Origin of the sequence: Streptomyces sp. NPDC057271 (assembly GCF_042668715.1) — a bacterium.
Lineage (GTDB): Bacteria > Actinomycetota > Actinomycetes > Streptomycetales > Streptomycetaceae > Streptomyces.
In genome coordinates this window covers 1-3,021 of sequence record NZ_JBHUYJ010000219.1, presented here as the reverse complement: position 1 = coordinate 3,021, position 3,021 = coordinate 1, and the positions used below count along the sequence as shown (strand labels likewise).

Genomic DNA, 3,021 nt, shown 5'->3' with positions numbered 1-3,021 from the left:
AAGCCCCCGTCCCCGAACCACTGACATCCGGTGCCACCGTCCCGGAAGTCCTCACCCACCTGATCCACTTCACCCTGTCCCTGGCCGTCGACGGCATCGTCCTTGAGCCATGGCAGATCGCCGACCGCCTCTTCGGCCCCGACCACATCCCCATCCCCAACGAAGACCAGTACTTCTACGGCCTGATCCAGGCCGCCGCCCTGCCCCACCGGCCACCCGGCAACACCAGGAACCTGGCCGACGCCCAGCTGATGGGCCGCTTCATCGACGCCGTCAACAACACCGGAACCCCCACCCAGGACGTCAACAAGCCGCAACTGCTGCGCGCCCTGCTCGGAGGCCGGCCGCCCACGCGTGAAATGGTCGCGCAAGCCCAGGGATGGCTCCACGCCATGGAACTGCCCCGCACCACCGGACTGCCCACGGCACTCATCACCGCCGCACGTCACCTCGCCGCCATCAACAACGACCCCGGCACAGCCGTCGAGGTGATCGGCGCCTATCTCCTCGCCTCGCCCCAGACCTCCGACTCCCAGACCATCACCATCAGCACATGGCTCTCCCCACACCAGCCGGCCCCGGAACAGCAGACGTGGCGCTCGCACCGCAAACGCAGCAGCGAGTACGCGAACATCCCCGACGAGATCTCAAGCGCATCCCGCCCCCGCCCCACCACCAAACGCCTCAGACAGGAAGACACCCACACCCCGCGCTGAGAAGCCGTATCTCAACCGAACATGATCGCTTGATTTCTGCTGGTCAGGCGGGGACTGTAAGAAAAACGGTGTAACTCCGATCATGGAAGAGTGCACCTGTGACCAGCGAGAACATAGCCAAGCCGTCTGCGGCAGGAGCCGCGTCAGCGTCGGTTGATGACCAGTTCCTGAACGAGCTCGTGGCCCGGGCTCAAGCCGATGGCCTGCAGTTGACGGGTGAGGGCGGGCTGCTTCAGCAGCTGACGAAGCGGCCGCTGGAGTCGGCTCTCGAGGGTGAGATGAGCGATCACCTCGGCTATGACCGGCACGATCCTGCCGGGAAGAACGGCGGAAACTCCCGCAACGGCAAGCGGTCCAAGACGGTCGTCACAGATGTCGGTCCGGTCGAGATCGAGGTGCCTCGGGACCGGGAAGGTGGCTTCGAGCCGCAGATCGTGAAGAAGCGTCAGCGCCGGCTGACGGGTGTCGACGAGATGGTGCTGTCTCTGTCGGCGAAGGGCCTCACCCACGGCGAGATTTCCTCACATCTGGCCGAGGTCTATGGCGCCGACGTGTCGAAGCAGACGATTTCGACGATCACGGATTCGGTGATGGAGGGCATGGCCGAATGGCAGGCTCGCCCGCTCGACCGCGTCTACCCGGTCGTCTTCATCGACTGTATCAACGTGAAGATCCGTGAGGGGCAGGTCGCCAACCGGCCCATATACATGGCCTTGGCGGTCACTGCCGAAGGGCACCGCGACATTCTGGGGCTGTGGGCCGGGGGCGAGGGAGGCGAGGGCGCCAAGCACTGGCTCCGCGTGCTGACGGAACTGAAGAACCGCGGGGTCGAGGACGTGCTCATGCTGGTCTGCGACGGCTTGAAGGGTCTGCCCGACGCGGTCGGCGAGGTCTGGCCGAAGACCGTGGTGCAGACCTGCGTCGTCCATCTGCTGCGGGCCTCGTTCCGTTATGCCGGCCGGCAGGACTGGGACAAGATCGCCAAAGCCCTGAAGCCCGTCTACACCGCTCCGACCGAGGACGCGGCGACCAGCCGGTTCCTGGAGTTCAGCGAGGAATGGGGCAGCAAATATCCGGCGATCGTGCGGTTGTGGGAGAACGCGTGGGCCGAGTTCGTCCCGTTCCTGCAGTTCGACGCGGAGATCAGGCGGATCGTCTGCACCACGAACGCGATCGAGTCGGTGAACGCGAGGATCCGCCGGGCCGTGCGGGCCCGCGGTCACTTCCCCTCGGAGAACGCGGCTCTGAAGTGCGTCTACCTCGCGGTGATGTCCCTCGACCCGACCGGCACCGGCCGCAAACGCTGGACCACCCGATGGAAGCGAGCCCTGCAGGCCTTCGACATCGCCTTCGACGGACGCCTCACCAACAACCACATCTGAACCCGGAAACCAAACCGGTTACACCGTTTACTGGACAGACCCGTCAGGCATGGTCTCGCTCGGAATTAGGGAGGCATCCGGCGTCTTGTTTCGGCTCCGTGATCGAGGGGTGCGCGATGGCGTCGGTGCTGGGAATGCTGGAGGAGCGGGAGGCAGCGGCCCGGGTGCGGGTGGAAGGGCTGCGGGAGGAAGTCGCCCGGTTGGCCGGGGTGTTGGAGGCCGCGGAGATCGAGCTCGATCGGCGGGTGATCGCGCGGGAGGAGCTGGTCGAGGCCCTGGCAGCCTCGGCTGCCGAGACCACCGCCGTGACCGAGGGCGAGACGGAGCAGGAAACCGCGCCGGTGCCCGCGCCGGTGCCGGGCTCGATCGTGCGGCCCTGGCGCGAAGGATTGCCGGTGACGGTGCTGGCGCCGGACTATCAGCGGATTCTGGGCGTGCTGGAAGAACGGCGGCAGGCGGGGCAAGGACCGATGAAGGCCAAGGAGATCACGGTGGAGCTGGGCCTTCAGACGACGTCGGCGAAGGTCGAGGGGGTGCGGTCGAAGGCCAGGCGCCTGGCGGAGCGCGGGCGGCTCGTGCAGGAGGTATCGGGGGCATTCAGTGCTGGTCGGCGGCCCGCGGCCGTGCCAGACGCCGCCCCATCCGCGTGACCATCGACCACCGGATCATTGCCTCGCTGCTGGCCGGCAACGCCTCGTAGTCCCGGGCCAGCCGGCGCGAATGCATCAACCACGCGAACGTGCGCTCTGCCACCCAGCGCCTCGGCAGCACCACGAACCCCTGAGTGGACGTTAAGTCCGTTTCTGGTAGCGGCCTCGTCCGGGTTGGGTGAGGAAGCCTTGGCGGGTGAGGCGTCCGAGGCGGCTGCGGGTGATGTTGACGGATGCCTCGTCGGTGGGCATGCCGAGGAGTTCGTGCAGCTC

4 protein-coding genes are annotated in these 3,021 nt (G+C 66.7%); 3 read left to right on the top strand and 1 reads right to left on the bottom strand.

All coding sequences use genetic code 11. The features are described from left to right. The 3 genes from ACFUJR_RS39010 to ACFUJR_RS39000 all read left to right on the top strand — a co-directional run. Positions 1-716, top strand: a 716-nt coding sequence (locus ACFUJR_RS39010) for a hypothetical protein (RefSeq protein WP_383451276.1), incomplete at its 5' end; no start/stop codon positions are given. A gap of 167 nt (positions 717-883) precedes the next feature. Further along, on the top strand, positions 884-2,098 hold the full coding sequence (locus ACFUJR_RS39005; RefSeq protein ID WP_383181469.1) for an IS256 family transposase: 1,215 nt from the start codon (positions 884-886) through the stop codon (positions 2,096-2,098). A 116-nt stretch (positions 2,099-2,214) separates the two neighbouring features. Further along, positions 2,215-2,748 (top strand): hypothetical protein, encoded by a 534-nt coding sequence (locus ACFUJR_RS39000; RefSeq protein WP_383181463.1) that lies wholly within the window; start codon positions 2,215-2,217, stop codon positions 2,746-2,748. Here ACFUJR_RS39000 and ACFUJR_RS38995 read toward each other — a convergent pair. After that, positions 2,696-2,983, bottom strand: coding sequence for a transposase (locus ACFUJR_RS38995; protein WP_383451279.1), 288 nt, complete (start codon positions 2,981-2,983; stop codon positions 2,696-2,698). The two genes, ACFUJR_RS39000 and ACFUJR_RS38995, sit on opposite strands and share 53 nt — an antisense overlap. Positions 2,984-3,021 lie beyond the last annotated feature (38 nt).